Consider the following 19,736-nt stretch of genomic DNA (forward strand, 5'->3'; position numbering starts at 1 on the left):
TCGAACGCGCGCCACTCCGGCCCGCGATCTATGCTGTCTTCCTCGATGACGAGACCACAGTCCTCACAGACGGTCTCGCCGTGCTCGGTGTCGGTCGCGAGCGAACCGCCACACTCCGGGCAGGTCACCTCGTCGACGGACTCCGCGTCGGATTCCTCTTCGGTCGTTTCGTCGTCCGTGCGAGCGCGCTGGAGTCTGCGTATATTATCTGACATGATTGTGGGAAACAGCCGCGCTGGTAGAACGTGTCTACTCAACGTTTATGTTCGTGCGACAGCCACATAAGTGTCTCCCCGAACGGAGTCATTTTCCGGTTCTCTGCCGCTCCGAAACGCTTACTGCCGGTCGTCGGAACCTTCGCACATGGTCGACCACGATGCGGTCACACACGTCGCGTCGCTCGCGCGTGTGAACCTCGACGACGAGGAAGTCGAGCAGTTCGCCGCCCAGTTCGACGACATTCTCTCCTACTTCGAGACGCTGGATTCGGTCCCGGAGGTCGAGAGCGACGAGGAACTGGAGAACGTCTTCCGTCCCGACGAGGTGTGCGATGGTCTCACGCAGGAGGAGGCGCTCCAGAACGCCCCCGAGACCGAGGACGGCTACTTCGAGGGGCCGACCGTCTCATGAGCGAGACGAACGCCTTCATCACCCGTACGGACATCGAGAGCGACGACTCCGGCCCGCTCGACGGGCAAACCGTCGCGGTCAAGGACAACATCTCGACGAAAGGCGTCCGAACCACCTGTGGGTCCGCGATGCTCGAGGAGTACGTTCCGCCGTACGACGCGACCGTCGTCTCCAAGCTCAAGGACGCCGGCGCGACCATCGTCGGCAAGACGAATATGGACGAGTTCGGCATGGGCACCACGACCGAGACCTCGGCCTTCGGCGCGACCGAGAATCCCGCTGCGCCGGGGCGCGTCCCCGGTGGCTCCTCCGGTGGCTCTGCTGCGGCTGTCGCCGCCGGCGAGGCCGACCTCGCGCTCGGCTCCGACACCGGTGGCTCCGTGCGCTGTCCCGCCGCCTTCTGTGGCGTTGTCGGAATCAAGCCCACCTACGGGCTGGTCTCTCGCTACGGGCTCGTCGCCTACGCCAACTCCCTCGAACAGATCGGTCCCATCGCGCCGACCGTCGAGTCGGCCGCACAACTGCTCGAGGTGATTGCGGGCGATGATTCCCACGACGCGACAACCCGCGAGACCGACGCGACGTACGCCGACGCCGCCGACGGCGACGTGGACGGACTCACCGTCGGCGTCCCGACCGAACTTGTCGACGGAGCGGACGACGCCGTCGTCGAGCAGTTCGAGGCGACGCTCGACTCGCTGTGCGAGCAGGGTGCAGAGACCGTCGAGGTGTCGCTGCCCTCGGTCGAGACCGCCGTGCAGGCGTACTACGTCATCGCGATGAGCGAGGCGTCCTCGAATCTCGCACGCTTTGACGGCGTGCGCTACGGTCCCGACACCGAAGCCGAGGGGAACTGGAACGATTCCTTTGCTGCCGTCCGCGAGGAGGGCTTCGGCGAGGAGGTCAAGCGTCGCATCCTACTCGGAACGTACGCCCTCTCGGCGGGCTACCACGACAAGTACTACAAGAAGGCACAGGACGCTCGCGCGTGGGTCCGACAGGACTTCGCCGAGGCGTTCGAGTCGGCCGATGTCATCGCGTCGCCGACGATGCCCGTCGCGCCGTTCGAGCGCGGCGAGAGCTTAGACGACCCGCTGCAGATGTACCTCGCCGACGCGAACACCGTCCCGGCGAATCTCGCGAACCTTCCCGCCATCTCCGTGCCGGCCGGCGAGACCGAGGAGGGACCAGTCGGCCTCCAGCTCGTCGGCGAGGCGTTCGACGAGCGGACGATTATCCGGACCGCCAGCGCCGCCGAGTGACCCCCGTCCTCGATTACTCAGTCCTCACGTCGTCCGTCGATTCGGTGTCGGCCTGCTCGTGGGTGTGGTGATAAAACCGGATAATCGGGGTGGCTCCCCGGGTCGCAGGCTCGAAACAGACCCGTCGGTAGCGCTCGTTGTCCAGTAGATTCACCATCAGTCCCGACTCGTGGACGGACACGGAGTCGTACATCGTCTCACAGACCGGACACCTCGCCGGTGGCTCCTCACGCGCGGCCATACAGGAAGGAGGGGCTGCGTCCGTATTGCTTCTCTGCCCTCACTCTCCCTCGTGGAGGGTTGCCAGAATCTCGGGGTCCGTACGGAACTTCAAGACGTTGTGGATGACGCTGTTTCTGATGTTCGCAATCACGTCGCCGTGGCGCTTGTAACACTCGTGAATCCAGTAGGACTCGTCCGGCCGCGTCGGAAACATCATCACCGACTTCCACTGGTACTCCCCGTCGGAGAGGAAATAAAAGAGCGTGTTCGGCGAGTCGCGGATATACTCCATCGCCTCGCGCCACCCCTCATCGAAGTTCTCCGTGTTGAACTTGAACTCGAACAGCCCGAAGACGAAGTACTCCTCGTTGGGGATGACGGCCTCGCGGAAGACGCCCTGTTCGCGCATCCCGCGAATCGACTCCGAGACGGTGACGTGGCTCACCTCGATACCGTGTTTCTCATCGAGTATACGCGCCAAGTCGCGTGAACTCAACTGGGTGTCGCGCGACAGCTCACGCAGGATGAGCACGTCGCGCTCTTTGAACCCCCACTCCGGTGGCTCGTCGCTCATACCCACCCCTCGACGCGGGAGCGTCTATCCGTTTCGGTCACGGCTCGAGGAACCCGTCGAGTTCACTCGCGAACGTCTCCGCGCGGTCTTCCGGCACCCAGTGGAACGCCTCGTCGAGCCGAATCATCTCGCCGCCGATGTCCTCGACGAGTCGCTCTCCGTACTCCACCTGTTGCATCTGGTCGGCCTCCGCCCACAGACACAGCAGGTCGGCCGTGATATCCTCGTAGGTGATCTCCGTCGTGTGGTTCGTGTTCGTCGCGACCGCGGCCCGAGCGAGCGCGCGCTTGCCGCCCTCTCGCTCCAGCCACGGGTACTTCATACCGGCGACGAAGTCGGGGTCGGCCTCGCCGTAGGCTCCGTCGGCGAAGGCGAAATCCAGCTTTGCGTCGAGTTCCTCGTCGCCCATGCCGGCGGTCTTCGGAAGACCAATCGTCGAGACGAACTCGACGGGCCAGGAGTCATAACAGACGACGTTCGAACAGACCAACTGCTCGACGCGGTGTGGCTGGTGGGCGGCAAGCCGGAGTGCGGCCCCGCCACCGATGTCGTGGGCGACGAGGTGGAACGTTTCGATGTCGAGTGCCTCAAGCAGCCCGTCGAGCGCCTGCTCCTGTGCGCGAATCGAGCGGTCGAACCCCTCGCCGTTCTCGCTGTTGCCGTAGCCGACCATGTCAGGGACGATGACGCGGAACTCTCCTGCGAGTTCGGGGGCGACCTTCGCCCACAGGTAGCCCCACGTCGGAACGCCGTGCACGAACACGACCGGCGTCGCGTCGGCCGGGCCGTCCTCGTAGTAGGCCATCTCCACGTCGTGTCCGTCCACGTCGACCGTGGCCGACGACTGGGCGTCGGTCCACTCGGTGTGTGTCTGTGTCATACCCGGGCGTTCCGGCGGGGAGTACAAATATGCGACGCTCACCGCGACGGAAATCGAGCGATGGCGGTCGCTCGCGGCGGGTGAAAGAACGGAGAAGTCGGTGGCCGGATTAGAGGAGCCGGTCGGAGATGATGTTCTTTTGAATCTCCGAGGTGCCCTCGTAAATCTTCGTGATGCGGGCGTCGCGGTAGTAGCGCTCGACTGGGTGGTCGGTCACGTAGCCCGCGCCACCGTGGACCTGAATCGCGTCGTCTGCGACCTCGACGGCGTTCTCGGAGGCGAAGTACTTCGCCATGGACGCCAGCTTGACGGCCTCGTCGTCCTTGCCGGCGGCGACCTGACTCGCCGCGCGGTAGGTGAGCGAGCGTGCGGCCTCGACCTTCGTCGCCATGTCGGCGATCTTGTGGCTGACGGCCTGGAACTCGCTGATCTTCTGGCCGAACTGCTCGCGCTCGCCGGCGTAGTCGATGGACGCGTCGAGGGCGGCCTGCGCCGCGCCGACGGCCTGTGCCGCGACGCTCGCGCGACCGGAGGCGAAGAAGTCCATCAGCTGGTAGAAGCCCTCGTCAACTTCACCGATGATGTTCTCTTCGGGGACGCGCACGTCGTTGAGCTGGAGTTCCGCGAGGTCAGAGGCGCGGATACCGAGCTTGTTGTCGATCTTCGTCGACGAGAAGCCGTCGCGGTCGCTCTCGACGAGAATCGCGGAGATACCTCGGTGACCTTCCTCGGGGGAGGTCTTCGCCATCAGGACGCCCACGTCGGCGATGGTGCCGTTCGTGATCCACGTCTTGTTCCCGTTGATGACGTACTCGTCGCCGTCCTTCTCGGCGACCGTCTCGATGCCCGCGACGTTCGAGCCGTGTGCCGGCTCCGAAATCGCAGAGAAGGAAGCGGCCTCACCGGCCGTAATCTGTGGCAGCCACTCGTCTTTCATCCACTCGTCGCCGTACTCCAGAATCATCGACGTACCGAAGCCGGCCGAGCCAATCGCGCTGCCGATACCGGGGTCGGCTCGCCACAGCTCCTCCGTCACGATGGTCCGCGAGATGGGGTCCATCCCAGCGCCACCGTACTCCTCGGGGATTGAGGGTGCGACGAAGTCGTAGTCGGCTGCGAGCTTGCGCAGTTCCAGTGGATACTCGTGGCTTTCGTCGTGCTCCTGTGCGACCGGCTCGATCTCCTCCTCGCCGAATTCACGCACGGCACGGCGCACGGCCTCGTGTGCACCGTCGAGCAGGAATTGCTCCTGACCGCTTTCCGCCATCTGTGATGCCATACCAATGTTATAGGATTACGATGTAAAAGATGTTCCGGGCGAAGCCGAACGTTGTTAGCTCCTATCGCCCCTCGAACTCCGGTTCGCGCGACTCCATGAATGCCGTCGCCCCCTCTGCGTGGTCGTGGGTCTCGAAGACCGCCGCCTGATTCGTCGCCTCGTTGTCCTGTGCGGCCTTCAGGTCCAGGGAGAACCCCTGTACGATGGACTGCTTCGACGTTTCGAGCGCGACGGTCGGTCCCTCCGCGATGGTCTGGATGAACTCGCTCGCCTGTTCTTCGAACGACTCGTACACGTGGTTGAACAGCCCGAGGTCGCTCGCGCGCTCGGCGTCGACCAACTCCCCAGTGAAGACGAGTTCCTTCGCGACGTTCTCGCCGACGATGCGCGGGAGCAGATACGACGTGCCGGTGTCGACCGCGAGTCCGACCTGCTTGAATCCGAAGCTGATGCGCGCTCGCTCGCTCGCGACCACACAGTCACATGCGATAGCGAGATTCGCCCCGGCACCGAACGCGACGCCGTCGAGCTTCGCGACCGTCGGCTTCCGGAACTCGTACACCCGTCGAATCACGCGCGAGGTCTCGTCCTGGATGTGGCGAACCACGTCGTGAAGCTGCTGGTCGTCGTCGGACGCCGCCATAGAGCTTACGTCGCCGCCGGCACAGAAAGTCCCCTCCGCGCCGGTCAAGACGAGACACCGCACGTCGTCGCGGCCTTCGAGCTCGTCGATGGCACTGATGATTCCGTTCGATACCTCGTCGCTCAAGGCGTTGCGCCGCTCCGGGCGGTTCAGGGTCACTGTTGCGACGCCGTCCGTCACGTCCACGAGGACTGCTTTGTCACTCATACTCGCAGATGCGAGCCTGCCGTTGTAAAGTTATCCCGATGAGGAGTTTCCACTGTTAGCGCTCACCGAATCCGGCGACGCCAGTCACCTGTCCCCGGTAGGCCTGAATCCGAGCTACCTCCACTGTGCTAGCCCGGTCTGTTCGAGCCGGGCTACCCCCACTGGTCCAGTCCGGTTTGGACGAGGGACTCCTCGATGCGTTCGAAGCCACGTGCCACCTCGTCGGCCGGCACCTCCCACTCCTCGGTGACGTACGTCCGGGCCGCGTCCATGTCGGGGTGGATGTCCGTATCGAATGCGGCGTCGTCGGTCACGTCCGGGTGCAAGAACAGCTCACGAATGAGTTCGGCCCCGTCGATGTAGGCGTCACGGGCGTCGAGTGCCCCCCACAGGTCGCCGTGTTCGCGCACCAGCTTCACGGCCGTCTTCGGGCCGACGCCGTCGATACCGTCGTTGAAGTCCGTCCCCATCAGCAAGCCAACGTCGACCAACTGCTCCCACGTCAGGTCATGTTCGGCGAGCGTCGCCTCGAAGTCCATCAGCTCGGGGTTTCCCTTGGAGGTGAGCTGTCGGAGCGTGTACGGCGCACCGAGCAGGAGCGCGTCGTAGTCTTCGCTCCCGACGTAGTCGACCTGTCCCTGCCGGGCCATGTACGCCGCCTGCGCCTCCCCTTCTGCGGGAGCTTCGATAATCGGTACGTCCAGCCGCTCGAGCAGCCCGCGCGTCGTCTCGTGGATAGTGTCGGTCAGCCGTTGGGTCCGAGATTCGAGCGTGGCGATGCGCGCCGAGTCCTCGCCCGACTCCTTCGCCTCTGCCAGCTCGGCTTCGTAGCGCTCGCGTTGCTCGCGCCGCTCGTCCACCTCGTCGGTCTTCAGTTCCGTGACGCCGCCGTCGAAGACGAAGACGGGCGTGATGTCGTGCTCGAAGAACTTCGGTAACCCCTGCACGACGCCGATGAGGTTCGCCACCTCTCGTCCGTCGCTCGTCGTGTACGCACCGTCGCGCGTGAACTTCACCGTTGTCGTCAGATACCGGTACAGCCAGTTGTGCGCGTCGACGGCGACGATGCTGCCCGCGAGGTCACCGAACTCCACCTCCGAGAGCGCCGCCAGCGAGCGAATGTCCGCGTTTCCCATACCCACCGTCGGGCCGCCCGCGGCTTGAAGCTGTCAGTCTCGGTTGTCCACTCAGTTCGCGCGAGTGAGCGCGTCGGTCACCCGCGCGCGCCGGTCGCGGATGACGCCGAGGGCAGCGCTCGCGTCGGCGACCACCGGGTCGGGGACCGGGAACGACTCGTAGAGATACGATGGGACCGACGTGTTCTCGTCGGTCGCGTGTCTCGACCGGTCGGTGACGACCTGTTCGACGTGGCCTTCGACGGTGCCGAACCGCTGCCATCTGGCTTCGAGCGCCGGGTACTCGTCGTCAAGCGGCTCGACCAGTGTGGCCGACTCGGCGACCGGATCGGTGAGTCTCCGCTCGCTCTCGCGCAACGACTCCGCTTCGGCGTCCATCTCGGCGAGGAACTGCTCTCGCTGTCTGATGGCGGCGTTCGTCCGGTCGACGAGCACCGACCTGAGTCCCGGCGTGAACGCGTCGGCTTCCGCGAGTGCGCCTCCCGCGTCTGGTCCCAGTTCGGCGCGTGCGTGCTCGATCAGCGTCTCGTCGTAGTCCTCCTTGTAGTGGTCGACGGCCATCACCGTCTCGGCGAACGTCTCCCGGACGGCGGCTAGGCTGTCGTTCGACTGCTGGACCAGCGTCCGCTGTGGGTCGGCCGGCGTCGCGGGCGACGCGGCGGGCGTACTCGACTGCAGATACGACTGGAACGACTCGAAGGCCTCCAGCTCCGCGGCGACGCGTTGCCGTTCGCGTCGACACAGTACCCGTGCGGCGGCAATGTAGGAGAAGAGTCCGCCGGCTCCGACGATACACAGCGTTGCGACGAACACGAGCTGTAACAGCGCCGCGACGGTGACCGACCCGTACGGCGTCTGCACGGCACCGATATCCGCGACCTCCTGCACCCCGAATGAAACACTCGCTCCCGTTCCGACCATGATAGCTCATCACATGACCTCATCCTACAAATAGTCCCCCTATCGTTCATCCGGCGGCTCCGACCGACCGTCCAGAAACGACCGCTCCGCCCCGGAGAGGTCGCGCTCACGGTACCGAGCGAGTCCCGCCCGATATGCCGTCGCGTCGGTGTCGTGTGGCCGCTCGAGGACAAGCTCGGCGATTCCCGTCCTCTCGCCGGTGAAGCCGAAGCCGGCCTTGTAGAGTGCTTCGTACGCGAAGGGGTTGTTGACGGCAATCTTGACCCGGTCGTAGCTGTCGAGCAGCTCGTCGCTCACACGCTCACAGAGTCGTGCGCCCAGCCCCTCCCCCCGACGGTCCTGTCTAACCGTGACGTACCGGAGCCACACGGTCCGGTCGCCGGTCCGGTCCTCGTTGAATGCGACCGCCGCGACGACGGATTCGTCGAACTCACCGTCGCCCGGCTCTCCCGCTCGGAAGACGCCCTTCCCCGCGTTCGTCATGACGAACTTACCGGCGTAGCTGAACCGCTGCCAGTCGAGTCGGAGGGGCGGGCCGCCGGTCGCGTCACCAAGAGTCTCGAACTCCACGTCGGAGGGAGGATGCGAGCGTGAAAAAGCGCGACGACTAAGCCGCCCCCGCTCCGACTGTGCGTATGTTCCGTGCTGGCGTCACGACCGACCGCCGCGTCGGTCTCGTGTTGGTCGGCGACCTGCTGTGTATCGCGCTGTTCGCGACACTGGGTGCAATGCAACACCCGGAAGGCGGGAGCCTGCTCGCTCGTATTCCCGAGGTCGCAGCCCCGTTCGTCGTCGGCTGGCTCCTGGTGGGCGTCGCCGTCGGGACGTTCCGAGCCGACGCCATCGCGGACGCGCGCACCGCCGTCGTCCGGGCCGCGGCTGGCTGGCTCGGTGCCGACCTGTTCGCGCAGGCGGTCCGGACGCTGTCGGTCGTTCCCGGCGGCGCTGACCCGGCGTTCTTCGTCGTGGCGCTGCTGTTCGGCGGGACTCTCCTCGGCGGCTGGCGCGCGCTCGCGAGCTACGTCGTCTGATCGGCCGGTGCCACCAGAGCCAAGAGCATCCCCCGTGAACGACGGGTATGTCAACGCTGTTTCTCACGAGCGACGAGACAAGAGGGCTCGCGACGATGGACGACTACGTCGCGGTCGTGCGCGACGGCTACCGCGAGGTCGGCGGCGGCAGTCCGGCCGAACCGCGACAGAAGCTCCCGAACGAGGAGCCGCCCGGATTTCTGACCAGCTATCTCGCCATCTTAGAGGAGACGGGCGCGATGGGCGGATACACCTACGCGGCCGGCTTCGGCGGCGGCGACGCCCACTTCATGCTCCCGCTGTTCGACGCCGAGAGCGGTGACCCGCTCGCGCTCATCGACGGTGCGGCGATGAACCCCTACAAGACGGGGGCAGTTGGCGGGGTCGCAGCCGACGCGCTCGCCCGTGAGGATGCCGACACAGTCGCGATCATCGGCTCCGGCCCGCAGGCGAAGGGGCAGCTCCGCGCGCTCGACGTGGTCCGCGACATCCAGACGGTGAACGTCTACTCGCGCACGCCCGAAAACCGCGAGGGCTTCGCCGCGATCATGAACGACGAACTCGACGCCTCTGTCGGTGCGGTCGCCTCCTCCGACGCCGCCGTCGAAGGGTCGGACATCGTCGTTACGGCTACCGCTGCGCCGAAGCCGGTGTTCGACGGCGACCTCCTCGAACCGGGGATGCACGTCACCGCCATGGGCCAGTACGACCCCGCCGTACGCGAGGTGGATACCCAGATCGTCGCGAACGCAAAGTACGTCCCGGACCTGCGGTCCCGTGCGTTCTCCGATTCCGGCGAGTTCCTACAGGCTCGCGAGGAGGGCGCTATCGACGACGACCACATCCACGCGGACCTCGGCGAGATCCTCGCCAACCACGCCGCCGGCCGCGAGGACGACGAGGAGATTACGCTGTTCGATTCCGGCGGGACGGGCATCGAGACGGTCGCTGCTGGCTACATGCTCTACGAGCGCGCCAGCGAGCAGGGTCTCGGCCAGGAACTCGAGTTCGCGCCGGCGAGCGAGGCACTCCGGTAACGCATCCGGGGGTGTGGCGTTGAACCTGGAGTCCGGCCGATGAGTGGCGGCTCCGGGTCGTCCGGCACACGAGCCAACGGTTAACACGGTTCGCCGGTCACACACCTGACGGTGTCGCTCGCCGACCTGCTGTACACCCGAACTGTCGAGTTCGCGTTCGCAGACGGGTCGACGGTCCCGCTCCCGGTGGCGCAGTTCGTCGGCCACCGGACCGACGGCAACCTTGAAATCGAGCGAGAGGGACGGACGCATCCGGGATGCACCCGCGCGACGGGGCTGTTCGACACCGAGACGCTGCCGGAGTTGCGTCGGGAAGACGAGGCGGTCGTAGACCTGTTGAATGCTCCGCCGGCGTGGTGTCCTGACGAGAGCGACAGCAGAGTCGGTGCGCTCGACGTTTACAAGTACGGAGCCACGCCCAGCGCTTCGACGAGCGGGATGCCCGCAGCGAGCGCGCCGAGGAGGTATCCCCCGATCGCCCCGCCGTTGAGCAGCGGGAGACCGGCGTGTGCACGGCCGGCTGCGACCATTCGCATCAACACGAGGAGTCCGGCGAGCATCCCGACCGCCGCCGTCACCGCCGGAAGCGGTGCGTCCAGCCCCGGCACGAGCGTCGGCAGGTCACTGAAGTGGGCCGCACTCGCGATGAGCACGGTCGGCATCACCGCGTCGCCGAGCCCGATGAAGAAGGCGTCGCGCTCGTCGTCCCGTTCCCCGTCTGCTGTCTCTGCCCCTCGCTCGGCCTCTTCGCGCTCCTCGTCCTCGTTTCCGGTCGCGTCCATCGCGTCGATGAAGGAGTACGACAGCGACAGCGGCATGACGAGAATCACGGGGAGTCGGAGATTCATCACGCCGTCAGCGAGGTCGAGCATGTGCTCGGTGCCGTAGACGGAGATGGCGTCGTACACCGCGAGAATGGTGAGCAGGACGACCGCCGGGAGGACGCCGAAGGAGATACCGAACAGCCCGGCCGCGCCCCCGCCCATCACCACGCCCGCGGCGTCGATGACGTACCACTCGGGGTAGAGCAACATCGCGGCGACGAGCGCGACCGCCGCGACGAGCGCGAGCACCGGAATCCCGGCGACCGTCACCGGCGGGAAGAGAACCGAGAAGACGTAATAACAGATGTACGTTGCGCTGAGGGCGATAACGCCGCGCACGAGGAGGTCGGCGTCGTAGCGGAAGGCCAGCAACATCAGCCCGGTCGCGACGAGGATGCCGGCGACGTAGATGATGCTGTTGAGCGGATTGTCGGTCTGGCCGTCGGGAACCGCCTGATACCCCGCTGCGTCGAAGGGAGCCACGAGCGCGAGCGCGAGCACCTGCACGAGCACGAACAGGCTGACGATACCCCCGACCGCGACGGCGGTCCGATTCATACCTTCACCTCGGGTACCATCGTGAAGGCGATTTCGACACGCGTATCGCAAGCTACTCCCCCGCCAACGCGAACCGACGGTATGGTCGACCGCCACACCGGCTTATTTCTCCTGCTCGCTGTCGTCTGGGGGTCGGCTTTTCCCGTCACGCGCATCGGGCTCGAGTATCTCTCGCCGACGCTGTTCGCCAGTCTGCGCTTTTATTTTGCAACCGTGGTGATGGTCCCGCTCGCGCTCGGACTCGGCCGTGACCTCCGACCCCGGACGGGTGCCGACGCGTGCTACGTCGTCGCCGGCGGACTCCTGACGGTCGGTCTCCACCACGCCCTGCTGTTTGCCGGCCAGCAGTACGTCACCAGTGCGGTCGCGTCGGTCCTGCTCGGGCTGATTCCCGTCGTCACGCCGGCGCTCCAGCGCGCGGTCGGCACCGACGAGGCGATTCACGCACTCGACGTGGTCGGCGTGCTCGTCGGCTTCGCCGGCGTCACCGTCATCGCTGACCCCGACCTCACGACGTTCACCGAGAGCGTACGGGGGGCGGCACTCGTCTTCGGGTCGGCGGTCGCCTTCGCCGCCGGCGCGGTGTTCACGGACCGCGCGTCGCCCACTCTCGACGCCGTCGGCGCACAGCCGTGGATGTATCTCATCGGCGCGGTGTCGCTCCACCTCGCGACCGTCCTCCTTCCGAGGAGTGGGATTGCAAGTGCGACGGTCGAACCACGGGCGGTCCTCGCCGTCGGCTACATGGCCGTCGTCGCGGGCGTCGGAGGGTTCACGCTCTACTTCGTGCTCCTTCGCGAACTCGGGCCGTTCTCGATGGGGCTGCTCGAATACGTCATCCCGCCCTTTGCCGCGCTCACCGGCTACCTGCTGTTGGACGAATCGCTCTCCGAGACGACGCTGGTCGGCTTCGCGCTCGTGGTCGTCGGCTTCCTCGTCGTGAAGCGGCGACAGGTCGCCGGCAGGCTCGCCTTTCCGTAGGTTTTCCTGCGGCTGTCATCTCTGTCCGGTATGCACGACATCACGAATCTCGCCGCGGACGAACAGGTGTTCACGAGCAACGTCTTCCTCGTCGACGGAAAGCGAACAGTCCTCGTCGACCCCGGCGACGAGTTCGACGTGGTCTCGAAAATCGAGGCGCGAACCGGTGGGATCGACGCCGTCGTCCTCACGCACACCCACCACGACCACGTCGGTAACACCGAGGCCGTCACGGAGAGGTTCGACGTTGACGTGTGGGGATTCGACCCCGACCACGAGCTCGTCGACCACGAAATCGAAGACGACACCACGGTCGCGCTCGGCGACCGCGAGTACCGGGCGCTCCACACTCCTGGACACAAGAACGACCACCTCTGTTTCCTGCGCGAAGACGGCGGGGACCTCATCGCCGGCGACCTCGTCTTCGCCAACGGCGGCTTCGGCCGAACCGACCTCGATGAGGGTGACCACCCGCGGCTCATCGAGAGTATCGAGCGCGTGCTCGATGCGACGGACGACTCGCTGCGGGCGTTCTACGCCGGCCACGGCCCGGTCGTCGACCGCGAGCCGCGCCAACACATCCAGCTTGCCCTCCGCAGCGCGCGGATGAGCTAGTCGCGCAGGCCGTAGAAGCCGGGACTTTCCTCGTCGTTCGGTTCGGCAAAACAGAACCGCGCTTCGTTGTCGAGCATCCACGGAATCGCCCAGTCGAGGAACACGCTTTCGGTCGCGGCGTCGAGTTCGCGGTCCACGTCGACCCCCTGCAGCAGGCGTGCGATTTCGTAGACGGTGTACATCGTGTCGGTCTCGAGCACCTCCTCGGGTTCGCGGAACTCGAACTCGCGTACGTCATCGAACGTCGACTTCGGTCGTGGCATACCCGCGGTTGTGAGCGACGGGGTACAAGCGTGTCGTTGCCAACTCTTCGGGGTGGAACCGAGAGTCGGCCGCTCGATTACTGTTCCACTAACTAGAACACGCCAATCGTCGGGTCCAACCGAGAGATGTAGGCCTTGTAGCTAAACGATGTTCCCCAATTTCGTGTACCTACTTCCCGATACGGGCCGAGCTACGCAGAGATGTAGGCGACCACTTGTCTCACCACGTCCTCAGTGCGGTCGGCCACGAGCGATGTCAGGTAGTGATCAACATCCACGGCACTGTTGAGCGTCACAAGCGACCACGGCAGGACGTGACTCTGTTCTCCGAGCGGCTCGCCCTCGTAGTCGTCGTCGCTGAGCGCGAGTGCGGATTCGTGATAGCTCTTCGTGGAAATCAGGGCCGTGATGAGTTGCACACCGTGGCTCTGGAACTTAGGAGTTCCAATCACGAGCACTGGGCGACCTTTCTCAGAGAGCGGGTCCGTCGCCCAGATGATATCACCACGCTCCAGTTCATCGAACGGAGTCACTGTACCTCGTCCATCTCCTCCGTTCGGAGGGCTTCAAGCGACTCTTCGCCGTACTCGCTGTCGGCCGCTTCGTGCTGCCGGTGGAGCTGGTAGGCTGACCGAAGTCGTTCCGTATCGTCCGTAATTGCCCAGTACGGTCGCTTGTGTCGCACAAGCCCCCGTTCCTTCAGCCGTGAGAGAATCGCATTAACGGCGTCCGCCTCTATCCCGAGGCGCTCGGCAACCGTCGCGGCCTTCCACGCTCGGTCGTCATTTCGATCGAGAAACAACACGATTCGTTCGGTGGCGTTCCGTTCGGTGAATTCATCTGCGTCGCCGTCTTCGAACTCGTCGATATCGATGGTCCCGCTCGACATACGTGGTTGTTGGGCCTGTTGGAAATTAGCTGTTTGGTGTGTTTGTCACAGTCCGAGCCGTCGGCTACGCGGCGATGAAAAAATGGAGAAGCGGACTGCTTACTCGACGCGCGAGACGACGTTCTCGTACTGCTGTGCGACGTTGTCCCAGTCGACGACGTCGAAGAAGCCCTCGATGAAGTCGCCGCGGGCCGGACCGTAGTCGTAGTAGTACGAGTGTTCCCACACGTCCAGCGCCAGAATCGGGTGTGAACCCCAGAGCGCGCCCTGGTCGTGCTTGTCGACGACGACGTTGCGAAGCTGCTGTGCAACGGGGTCGTAGACGAGCAGCGCCCAGCCACCGGCTGCGCCTGCGGCGGCCTCGAACTCGCCCTTCCAGCCCTCGTAGGAGCCGAAGTCCTCCTCGATGCGGGCCAGCAGGTCACCCTCCGGTTCGCCACCGCCGTTGGGGTCCATGTTCTCCCAGAACAGCGTGTGGAGATAGTGGCCCGAACCGTTGTGGGTGACGTTGCGGATGGCGGAGCTGGACGAGCCGAACTCGCCGGCCTCGCGGTTCTCCGCGAGGGTCTCCTCGGCGCTTTCGAGACCGTTTACGTATCCCTGATGGTGGGTGTCGTGGTGCCACGTGAGCACCTGCTCAGAGATGGACGGTTCCAGCGCGTCGTAGTCGTACGGGAGCGGGTCAAGCTCCGGGTTGGAAAATTCGCTCATTGTTGTAACCTCCACTCAACGAAATGCCCGCCGTGGCAAAAAGGATTGAGGAGCTACCCTCGGATTCCCGGTAGTGTGTTTAAGTAACTACGATTACACGTTCTCACTCGTCGGGGTCCTCGCCGCGGGCGCGTTTGAACATCGCGAGCGCCTGTTCGCGGCGCTCGCTGTGGTCGACTATCGGCGCGGGATACTCGGGGGCGACCGACTCGCGTTCCCCCTCCGAGAGTTCGTGCCACGAGTGGATGGTGTCGGCGTCGACCCCAGCGAGTTCGGGCACGTACTCGCGGATGTACTCGGCGTCCGGGTCGTGACGCTCACCCTGTGACATGGGGTTGAAGATGCGGAAGTACGGCTGTGCGTCCGTACCCGTCGAGGCAGCCCACTGCCAGCCGCCGTTGTCGTTTGCGGTGTTGTGGTCCACGAGATGTTCGCGGAAGTGCTCGTAGCCGTGTCGCCAGTCGGCCATCAGGTCCTTCGTGAGGAAGGAGGCGACGATCATCCGGACGCGGTTGTGCATCCACGCCTCCTCGCGGAGCTGGCGCATCCCGGCGTCGACAATTGGGTAGCCGGTCTCGCCCTCGCGCCACGCCGCGATTTCGCCGTCGTCGTCGCGCCACTCGATGCCCTCCTCGTACTCGTTGTAGTTCTCCGTGACGACGTGGGGGTGGAAGTAGAGGACGTGGTGGTAGAACTCCCGCCACGCGAGTTCGCCCTGATACTCCTCGACGGCCTCGGCGGCCGCCTCGCTCGGCGCACTCGCTGCAGCCTCCTCGGTCGCGGCGTATATTGTGCGTGGGCCGACGGTGCCCCAGCGCGTGTGGGCAGAGAGCTTCGAGGTGCGGTCGGCGGCCGGGTCGTCCCGCAGGTCCTCGTACTCGTAGATGGGACCGTCGACGAAGCTGTCGAGTCGCTGCTGTGCCGCCGTCATCCCGCCGGGTTCGATATCGGCTTCCGGCTCGTCGAAGCCCAACTCCGAGAGTGTCGGCAGTTCGTCGCCGGTCACGTCCGCGATGGCGTCGGGTGCGTCGTACGGGTCGGCCTTCTCCCGGTCGCGCCACTTCTTCCAGAAGTAGGTGTACACGGAGTAGGGGTCGCCGTCGTTGGTGCGAATCGAGCCGGGTTCGTGGTGGAGGGCGTCCTCGTGGTCTTCGAGGGCAACGCCGTCGGCATCGAGCGCCTCGGCGACGGCCGAATCGCGGTCGCGCGCCAGCCCGGAGTAGCCGGCGTTACAGTGGACCGTGTCGACGCCGTGTTCGACCGCGAGGTCCGGTAAGATCGCGGTCGGGTCGCCCCGAGCGACGTAGAGATCACCGCCCCGGTCGCGATACCACTCCCGGAGCTCGGCGAGCGAATCGAGCATGAACGCGACGCGCGGAGGGGAGCCATGTTGGAGGACCCGGTCGTCGAAGACGAACACCGGAAGGGCCTCGCCGTCCGCTCCCGCCGCGGCGAGACCGTCGTTGTCGGTGGCCCGGAGGTCGTCGCGATGCCAGTGGATGTCCATACCGACACGACGGGCGGCTCCCGTGTATAGCTATCCCGTCAGCGTCGGGCTTTTGCCCGGCCGTCGCCACCCTCCGGTATGGACCCTGCCGACGTCGAACGACTCATCGAGGAGAACATCCCCGAGGCAGAAGCGACCGTCTCTCGTGCGCGCGGCAAGCACGACGACGACCACCTCGAAGCCGAGGTGACGGCCCCGGCGTTCGCCGACCTCTCCCTGCTCGACCAACACCAGCGCGTGTACGACGCGCTCGACGAACACATGACGACGGATATCCACGCGCTCGAGCTGACGACGCGTGCACCCTAGTTCTCCTCCCGCGCCCAGTCGCGCGCCCGGTCGACGGCCTCGTTCCAGCGCGCGTACCGACCGTCCATGTCGACGGTCTCGTCCGGCCGGAAGACGCGCTCGGTCCGGTGTTGTTCCCGCAGCGCGTCGAGATCTTCCCAGTAGCCGACGGCGAGACCGGCGGCGTAGGCTGCACCGAGGGCTGTCGTCTCATCGACCGCCGGGCGCGCGATGGTGCAGTCGGCGATCGTCGCTTGGAGTTCACACAGCAGGTCGTTCTGGACCGCGCCGCCGTCGACGCGCAGGCGGTCGATGTTCTCGCCGGTGTCAGCTGCCATCGCCGCCAACACGTCGTGGGTCTGGAAGCCGATTGATTCGAGCGTCGCGCGGGCGATGTGCTCGCGGCCGGTCCCGCGGGTGAGTCCGAGAATCGTCCCCCGGGCACGCCCATCCCAGTGGGGTGCCCCCAGCCCCGAGAACGCGGGAACGACGTAGACGCCGTCTGTGGAGTCGACCGACCGGGCGAGCGTCTCCATCTCCGCCGGATTCTCGACCAACGATACGTCCTCCAGCCACTCGATTGCCGCACCAGTCGTGAAGATGGACCCTTCGAGCGCGTAGCGCGGCTCCTCGCCGGCCCGCTGGAACGCGACGGTCGTGAGCAGACCGTGGTCGCTTTCCACCGGCTCCGGCCCGGTGTTGACGAGCAGGAACGAGCCGGTTCCGTAGGTGTTCTTCGCCGACCCGGCCTCGAAGCAGGTCTGGCCGAACAGCGCGGCCTGCTGGTCCCCGAGCACGCCCGCGACCGGTATCTCTGCCCCGAGGAACCCGTCTTCGCTCGCCGCCCCGTACGATTCGGGGTCCGAGGAGGGGACGACCGTCGGCAACACCTCGCGGGGCACGTCGAACTCCGCGAGCAGGTCGCCGTCCCACCGGAGGTCGTGGATGTCGAACAGCATCGTCCGGGAGGCGTTCGTCACGTCGGTGACGTGTTCGCCCGTCAGTTTCGAGACGAGCCAGCTATCGACGGTGCCAAAGCGGAGTTCGCCTGCCTCGGCGCGCTCGCGTGCCCCTTCGACCTCGTTGAGGAGCCACTCCAGTTTGCTCGCGGAGAAGTAGGCGTCCGGCTCCAGACCGGTGCGGTCGCGGATCCACTCCGGCTCCAACTGCTCGATGCGCTCGGTCGTCCGACGGTCCTGCCAGACGATGGCGTCGTGAATCGGTTCACCCGTCGCACCGTCCCACAGCACCGTCGTCTCGCGCTGGTTCGTGACGCCGATGGCCACGAGGTCGGTGGCCGCGAGTCCGGCGTCGGCGAGCGCGTCGGTCACGACTGTCTTCGTGTTCTCCCAGAGGACGGTCGGGTCGTGTTCGACCCACCCCGGCTTCGGATACTGCTGCTCGTGGGTCTCGTAGGCCTGCCCGACGACCGCACCGCCGTGACTGACGAGGAGACACCGCGTCCCCGTCGTCCCTTGGTCGATGGCCGCGACGTATTGCATACCTCCACGGTCGGCGGGGTGTCTAATGTAGTCTGCTTTCGACACACACATCCTAAGTGGGACTGCCGCCGACACCCGCGTATGCACGAGACGGGAGTCGTCGTAATCGGTGGCGGCGTGACGGGGGTTGGGGTGGCGCGCGACCTCGCGCGCAGGGGCGTGGACGTGACGCTGCTCGAACGCGGCGAACTGGCTACCGGGGCCAGCGGCGCGATGCACGGCCTGCTCCACTCCGGCGCGCGCTACGCGGTCAAAGATGCCCAATCCGCGCGCAGTTGCATCACTGAGAACCGCGTGTTGCGCGACATCGCAGCCGACTGCATCGAGGACACCGGCGGGCTGTTCGTCTCGCTCCCGTCGGACCCCGACGACTACCTTGACCGACTCGAATCCGCCTGCGACGAGGTGGGAATCGAGACGGAGCGACTCACCGGCACAGAGGCGCGCGAACGCGAACCCGGACTCGCCCCAGAGACGGAGGCTGCACTCGCCGTTCCCGACGGGGGTATCGACCCGATGGCGCTCGTCGCGGCGACGGCCGCCGACGCCGAATCCCACGGCGCGGCGATTCACCAACAGACTCCCGTGGCTGACCTGCTCGTCGAGGACGGAACCGTCGTCGGTGTCGAGACGACCGACGAGACGATTCGCGCCGACCACGTCGTCAACGCAGCGGGCGCGTGGGCCGACCGCGTGGCGGCCCTCGCCGGCGTCGACATCGAGATGCGCGCCTCCCGCGGGGCGATGAGCGTGACGACCGGCCGCCACGCCGACACGGTCGTGAACCGCTGTCGGCCCAAGTCGTCGGGCGATATCGTCGTTCCCTCCGGCGGTCACTCCATCCTCGGGACGACCGACGTGACCGTCGAGGACCCCGACGAGTTCCCCGAGGAGGAGTGGGAGGTCGAACTCCTGTTCGAAGAGTTGACGCCCGTGGTGCCGGCACTCGCCGAGGCGGAACTATCACACACTTACTGGGGCGTGCGCCCGTTGTACGAGCCGGAGGCGACGGGCGACTCGGTCGGGTTCTCTCGTGACTACTCCGTGCTCGACCACGCCGACCGCGACGACGTGGCAGGGTTGACGAGCGCCGTCGGGGGAAAGCTCACCACGTACCGGGCGATGGCCGAGTCAGTGAGCGACGCGGTGTGTGACAGACTCGGCGTCGAAATCAATAGCGACACGGCAGAGGCACCGCTTCCGGACGCGTCAGCGGCGATGGATAAATACGGTCTCGCGGGACTGGTTACTCGGACTCGCGCTTGATGAACGTCACCGGACACGGCGCGTCGAGCAGAATCTCCTGTGCGGTGGAGCCGAACACGGCCTTTCCGGTCGGGGAGCGGCGGCGACCGCCGACGGCGAGCATGTCGGCGTCGGTCTCCTCGGCGAACCCGATGACGCCCTCGGCGCGGTCGCCGATGGTTCCCATGTGCTCCACGTCGATGTCTTGCTCCTCGAAGCGGTCGCGAAGTTCTCGAACGACGAGGTTGCGCCCGGCGACGGTGTCGGGGGTCACGTCGGTGCCGTCGTCGAACTCCAGCCGTTCGAGCGCGTCGTCGTAGTCGTCCTCGGTGAAGACGTGCCCGAGGACGACTGTCGCGTCCGCGGGACCAGCGACGTCCTCCGCGAGGGTCGCCATTCGCTCCACTTGATCGTCAGATTTCCCGCCGACGGCGAGCAGTACAGTTTCGAGTGCCATACGCGAAGGCAGGTGTGCATCCGTGTTAAGCGTCATCCCTCCGACCCCCGACGCGCTTGCCCGGTTCCGATGGC

25 protein-coding genes are annotated in these 19,736 nt (G+C 65.9%); 8 read left to right on the forward strand and 17 right to left on the reverse strand.

Translation table 11 applies throughout. The features are described from left to right. On the reverse strand, positions 1-215 hold a 215-nt coding region (locus tag DMP03_RS13075; RefSeq protein ID WP_328593032.1), incomplete at its 3' end, for a TFIIB-type zinc ribbon-containing protein. 148 nt (positions 216-363) lie between these two features. Between DMP03_RS13075 and gatC the strand changes: the two genes are divergently transcribed. Next, the gene (gene gatC, locus DMP03_RS13080) at positions 364-630 is read left to right on the forward strand and encodes an Asp-tRNA(Asn)/Glu-tRNA(Gln) amidotransferase subunit GatC (protein WP_152120992.1); all 267 of its coding nucleotides are present in this window, start codon (positions 364-366) and stop codon (positions 628-630) included. Then, positions 627-1,892, forward strand: coding sequence for an Asp-tRNA(Asn)/Glu-tRNA(Gln) amidotransferase subunit GatA (gene gatA, locus DMP03_RS13085; protein ID WP_152120993.1), 1,266 nt, complete (start codon positions 627-629; stop codon positions 1,890-1,892). The genes gatC and gatA overlap by 4 nt, the downstream gene beginning before the upstream one ends. Before the next feature lie 13 nt (positions 1,893-1,905). On the opposite strand, the gene DMP03_RS13090 is transcribed toward gatA, so the two are convergent. The 8 genes from DMP03_RS13090 to DMP03_RS13125 all read right to left on the reverse strand — a co-directional run bounded on the left by DMP03_RS13090 (position 1,906) and on the right by DMP03_RS13125 (position 8,324). Next, a complete protein-coding gene (locus DMP03_RS13090; RefSeq protein ID WP_152120994.1) occupies positions 1,906-2,133 on the reverse strand; it encodes a hypothetical protein in 228 nt (75 codons plus the stop codon). Between the two features lie 39 nt (positions 2,134-2,172). Continuing rightward, positions 2,173-2,688 carry a winged helix-turn-helix domain-containing protein gene (locus DMP03_RS13095; protein ID WP_152120995.1) on the reverse strand — a complete coding sequence of 172 codons (516 nt, stop codon included), beginning with the start codon at positions 2,686-2,688 and terminating at the stop codon, positions 2,173-2,175. Between the two features lie 37 nt (positions 2,689-2,725). Next, positions 2,726-3,568, reverse strand: coding sequence for an alpha/beta fold hydrolase (locus DMP03_RS13100; RefSeq protein WP_152120996.1), 843 nt, complete (start codon positions 3,566-3,568; stop codon positions 2,726-2,728). Between the two features lie 109 nt (positions 3,569-3,677). Next, complete coding sequence (locus tag DMP03_RS13105; protein ID WP_235908797.1) at positions 3,678-4,847, reverse strand: acyl-CoA dehydrogenase family protein; 1,170 nt, start codon at positions 4,845-4,847, stop codon at positions 3,678-3,680. A 61-nt stretch (positions 4,848-4,908) separates the two neighbouring features. Beyond that, a complete protein-coding gene (locus tag DMP03_RS13110; RefSeq protein WP_152120997.1) occupies positions 4,909-5,697 on the reverse strand; it encodes an enoyl-CoA hydratase/isomerase family protein in 789 nt (262 codons plus the stop codon). A gap of 152 nt (positions 5,698-5,849) precedes the next feature. Beyond that, on the reverse strand, positions 5,850-6,833 hold the full coding sequence (fen, locus tag DMP03_RS13115; RefSeq protein ID WP_152120998.1) for a flap endonuclease-1: 984 nt from the start codon (positions 6,831-6,833) through the stop codon (positions 5,850-5,852). 51 nt (positions 6,834-6,884) lie between these two features. After that, positions 6,885-7,754 carry a DUF7260 family protein gene (locus DMP03_RS13120; RefSeq protein ID WP_152120999.1) on the reverse strand — a complete coding sequence of 290 codons (870 nt, stop codon included), beginning with the start codon at positions 7,752-7,754 and terminating at the stop codon, positions 6,885-6,887. Between the two features lie 39 nt (positions 7,755-7,793). Then, positions 7,794-8,324, reverse strand: coding sequence for a GNAT family N-acetyltransferase (locus tag DMP03_RS13125; RefSeq protein WP_152121000.1), 531 nt, complete (start codon positions 8,322-8,324; stop codon positions 7,794-7,796). 65 nt (positions 8,325-8,389) lie between these two features. Here DMP03_RS13125 and DMP03_RS13130 point away from each other — a divergent pair, with 65 nt between their 5' ends. Both DMP03_RS13130 and DMP03_RS13135 read left to right on the forward strand, forming a co-directional pair. After that, complete coding sequence (locus DMP03_RS13130; RefSeq protein WP_152121001.1) at positions 8,390-8,785, forward strand: DUF3054 domain-containing protein; 396 nt, start codon at positions 8,390-8,392, stop codon at positions 8,783-8,785. Between the two features lie 47 nt (positions 8,786-8,832). Then, a complete protein-coding gene (locus tag DMP03_RS13135; RefSeq protein WP_152121002.1) occupies positions 8,833-9,822 on the forward strand; it encodes an ornithine cyclodeaminase family protein in 990 nt (329 codons plus the stop codon). A gap of 398 nt (positions 9,823-10,220) precedes the next feature. On the opposite strand, the gene DMP03_RS13140 is transcribed toward DMP03_RS13135, so the two are convergent. After that, entirely contained in the window at positions 10,221-11,204 is a 984-nt protein-coding gene (locus DMP03_RS13140; protein WP_152121003.1) for a presenilin family intramembrane aspartyl protease PSH, read from the reverse strand. An 81-nt stretch (positions 11,205-11,285) separates the two neighbouring features. Here DMP03_RS13140 and DMP03_RS13145 point away from each other — a divergent pair, with 81 nt between their 5' ends. Next, complete coding sequence (locus tag DMP03_RS13145) at positions 11,286-12,185, forward strand: DMT family transporter (protein WP_152121004.1); 900 nt, start codon at positions 11,286-11,288, stop codon at positions 12,183-12,185. 30 nt (positions 12,186-12,215) lie between these two features. Then, positions 12,216-12,800 (forward strand): MBL fold metallo-hydrolase, encoded by a 585-nt coding sequence (locus DMP03_RS13150; RefSeq protein ID WP_152121005.1) that lies wholly within the window; start codon positions 12,216-12,218, stop codon positions 12,798-12,800. Here the strand turns inward: DMP03_RS13150 and DMP03_RS13155 are convergent. The 5 genes from DMP03_RS13155 to DMP03_RS13175 all read right to left on the reverse strand — a co-directional run bounded on the left by DMP03_RS13155 (position 12,797) and on the right by DMP03_RS13175 (position 16,170). Further along, positions 12,797-13,063 (reverse strand): DUF5827 family protein, encoded by a 267-nt coding sequence (locus DMP03_RS13155; protein ID WP_152121006.1) that lies wholly within the window; start codon positions 13,061-13,063, stop codon positions 12,797-12,799. The two genes, DMP03_RS13150 and DMP03_RS13155, sit on opposite strands and share 4 nt — an antisense overlap. Positions 13,064-13,254: 191 nt before the next feature. Next, on the reverse strand, positions 13,255-13,596 hold the full coding sequence (locus DMP03_RS13160) for a type II toxin-antitoxin system PemK/MazF family toxin (protein ID WP_152121007.1): 342 nt from the start codon (positions 13,594-13,596) through the stop codon (positions 13,255-13,257). Further along, positions 13,593-13,952, reverse strand: a complete 360-nt coding sequence (locus tag DMP03_RS13165) for a MarR family transcriptional regulator (protein ID WP_152121008.1) — start codon at positions 13,950-13,952, stop codon at positions 13,593-13,595. The genes DMP03_RS13160 and DMP03_RS13165 overlap by 4 nt, the downstream gene beginning before the upstream one ends. 99 nt (positions 13,953-14,051) lie before the next feature. Beyond that, positions 14,052-14,663, reverse strand: coding sequence for a superoxide dismutase (sod, locus tag DMP03_RS13170; RefSeq protein WP_152121009.1), 612 nt, complete (start codon positions 14,661-14,663; stop codon positions 14,052-14,054). Between the two features lie 103 nt (positions 14,664-14,766). Next, complete coding sequence (locus DMP03_RS13175; RefSeq protein ID WP_152121010.1) at positions 14,767-16,170, reverse strand: cryptochrome/photolyase family protein; 1,404 nt, start codon at positions 16,168-16,170, stop codon at positions 14,767-14,769. Between the two features lie 78 nt (positions 16,171-16,248). Between DMP03_RS13175 and DMP03_RS13180 the strand changes: the two genes are divergently transcribed. Further along, on the forward strand, positions 16,249-16,479 hold the full coding sequence (locus DMP03_RS13180; RefSeq protein WP_152121011.1) for a BolA/IbaG family iron-sulfur metabolism protein: 231 nt from the start codon (positions 16,249-16,251) through the stop codon (positions 16,477-16,479). Here DMP03_RS13180 and glpK read toward each other — a convergent pair. Continuing rightward, the gene (gene glpK, locus DMP03_RS13185; RefSeq protein ID WP_152121012.1) at positions 16,476-17,960 is read right to left on the reverse strand and encodes a glycerol kinase GlpK; all 1,485 of its coding nucleotides are present in this window, start codon (positions 17,958-17,960) and stop codon (positions 16,476-16,478) included. The genes DMP03_RS13180 and glpK overlap by 4 nt on opposite strands. 81 nt (positions 17,961-18,041) lie before the next feature. Between glpK and DMP03_RS13190 the strand changes: the two genes are divergently transcribed. Further along, positions 18,042-19,226, forward strand: coding sequence for an FAD-dependent oxidoreductase (locus DMP03_RS13190; RefSeq protein ID WP_152121013.1), 1,185 nt, complete (start codon positions 18,042-18,044; stop codon positions 19,224-19,226). Here DMP03_RS13190 and DMP03_RS13195 read toward each other — a convergent pair. After that, positions 19,207-19,662 carry a universal stress protein gene (locus DMP03_RS13195; RefSeq protein WP_152121014.1) on the reverse strand — a complete coding sequence of 152 codons (456 nt, stop codon included), beginning with the start codon at positions 19,660-19,662 and terminating at the stop codon, positions 19,207-19,209. The genes DMP03_RS13190 and DMP03_RS13195 overlap by 20 nt on opposite strands. Positions 19,663-19,736: the final 74 nt, after the last annotated feature.

Origin of the sequence: Halosegnis rubeus (assembly GCF_009184545.1) — an archaeon.
Classification (GTDB): Archaea; Halobacteriota; Halobacteria; order Halobacteriales; family Haloarculaceae; genus Halosegnis; species Halosegnis rubeus.

What these genes read in the sequence shown, in the direction of transcription:
- gatC (WP_152120992.1), top strand. Translation starts at nt 364, where the DNA reads ATGGTCGACCACGATGCGGTCACACACGTCGCGTCGCTCGCGCGTGTG.
- gatA (WP_152120993.1), top strand. Translation starts at nt 627, where the DNA reads ATGAGCGAGACGAACGCCTTCATCACCCGTACGGACATCGAGAGCGAC.
- DMP03_RS13090 (WP_152120994.1), bottom strand. Translation starts at nt 2,133, where the DNA reads ATGGCCGCGCGTGAGGAGCCACCGGCGAGGTGTCCGGTCTGTGAGACG.
- DMP03_RS13095 (WP_152120995.1), bottom strand. Translation starts at nt 2,688, where the DNA reads ATGAGCGACGAGCCACCGGAGTGGGGGTTCAAAGAGCGCGACGTGCTC.
- DMP03_RS13100 (WP_152120996.1), bottom strand. Translation starts at nt 3,568, where the DNA reads ATGACACAGACACACACCGAGTGGACCGACGCCCAGTCGTCGGCCACG.
- DMP03_RS13105 (WP_235908797.1), bottom strand. Translation starts at nt 4,847, where the DNA reads ATGGCATCACAGATGGCGGAAAGCGGTCAGGAGCAATTCCTGCTCGAC.
- DMP03_RS13110 (WP_152120997.1), bottom strand. Translation starts at nt 5,697, where the DNA reads ATGAGTGACAAAGCAGTCCTCGTGGACGTGACGGACGGCGTCGCAACA.
- fen (WP_152120998.1), bottom strand. Translation starts at nt 6,833, where the DNA reads ATGGGAAACGCGGACATTCGCTCGCTGGCGGCGCTCTCGGAGGTGGAG.
- DMP03_RS13120 (WP_152120999.1), bottom strand. Translation starts at nt 7,754, where the DNA reads ATGGTCGGAACGGGAGCGAGTGTTTCATTCGGGGTGCAGGAGGTCGCG.
- DMP03_RS13130 (WP_152121001.1), top strand. Translation starts at nt 8,390, where the DNA reads ATGTTCCGTGCTGGCGTCACGACCGACCGCCGCGTCGGTCTCGTGTTG.
- DMP03_RS13135 (WP_152121002.1), top strand. Translation starts at nt 8,833, where the DNA reads ATGTCAACGCTGTTTCTCACGAGCGACGAGACAAGAGGGCTCGCGACG.
- DMP03_RS13140 (WP_152121003.1), bottom strand. Translation starts at nt 11,204, where the DNA reads ATGAATCGGACCGCCGTCGCGGTCGGGGGTATCGTCAGCCTGTTCGTG.
- DMP03_RS13145 (WP_152121004.1), top strand. Translation starts at nt 11,286, where the DNA reads ATGGTCGACCGCCACACCGGCTTATTTCTCCTGCTCGCTGTCGTCTGG.
- DMP03_RS13150 (WP_152121005.1), top strand. Translation starts at nt 12,216, where the DNA reads ATGCACGACATCACGAATCTCGCCGCGGACGAACAGGTGTTCACGAGC.
- DMP03_RS13155 (WP_152121006.1), bottom strand. Translation starts at nt 13,063, where the DNA reads ATGCCACGACCGAAGTCGACGTTCGATGACGTACGCGAGTTCGAGTTC.
- DMP03_RS13165 (WP_152121008.1), bottom strand. Translation starts at nt 13,952, where the DNA reads ATGTCGAGCGGGACCATCGATATCGACGAGTTCGAAGACGGCGACGCA.
- sod (WP_152121009.1), bottom strand. Translation starts at nt 14,663, where the DNA reads ATGAGCGAATTTTCCAACCCGGAGCTTGACCCGCTCCCGTACGACTAC.
- DMP03_RS13175 (WP_152121010.1), bottom strand. Translation starts at nt 16,170, where the DNA reads ATGGACATCCACTGGCATCGCGACGACCTCCGGGCCACCGACAACGAC.
- DMP03_RS13180 (WP_152121011.1), top strand. Translation starts at nt 16,249, where the DNA reads ATGGACCCTGCCGACGTCGAACGACTCATCGAGGAGAACATCCCCGAG.
- glpK (WP_152121012.1), bottom strand. Translation starts at nt 17,960, where the DNA reads ATGCAATACGTCGCGGCCATCGACCAAGGGACGACGGGGACGCGGTGT.
- DMP03_RS13190 (WP_152121013.1), top strand. Translation starts at nt 18,042, where the DNA reads ATGCACGAGACGGGAGTCGTCGTAATCGGTGGCGGCGTGACGGGGGTT.
- DMP03_RS13195 (WP_152121014.1), bottom strand. Translation starts at nt 19,662, where the DNA reads ATGGCACTCGAAACTGTACTGCTCGCCGTCGGCGGGAAATCTGACGAT.